The sequence below is a fragment of the Burkholderia sp. SIMBA_051 genome, from assembly GCF_046534915.1.
Taxonomy (GTDB): Bacteria; Pseudomonadota; Gammaproteobacteria; order Burkholderiales; family Burkholderiaceae; genus Burkholderia; species Burkholderia ambifaria.
Genome location: NZ_JAWRXS010000775.1, coordinates 1 through 242 on the forward strand (window position 1 = coordinate 1; position 242 = coordinate 242).

1 protein-coding gene is annotated in these 242 nt (G+C 58.7%); it reads right to left on the reverse strand.

The genetic code is table 11. The features are described from left to right. The coding region (locus tag SB771_RS36570; protein ID WP_410722231.1) for a hypothetical protein at positions 1-242 on the reverse strand (242 nt) is incomplete at both ends.

Here is a 242-nt window from a genome sequence, read left to right on the forward strand (position 1 = left end):
GTGGCTCGACCTTGCTCACGCACAACAGCCCGTTCACCAGGCGGTATTCCAGGCGCCAACTGGCCAGCTCACGGGTTGGCAGAACGATCGATGTGACCCAGTCAGTATTGATCAGGTTCATCGTATAAAGGGCAACGGGCTGGCCGTTGTCGCCCTTATAAGGGCGCTCGCGCAATTCGATGCGGCCATCGTCGCGTTCGATTTCCAGCAGGATCTCCTTACGCTCGTCGCTGATCGAGCAG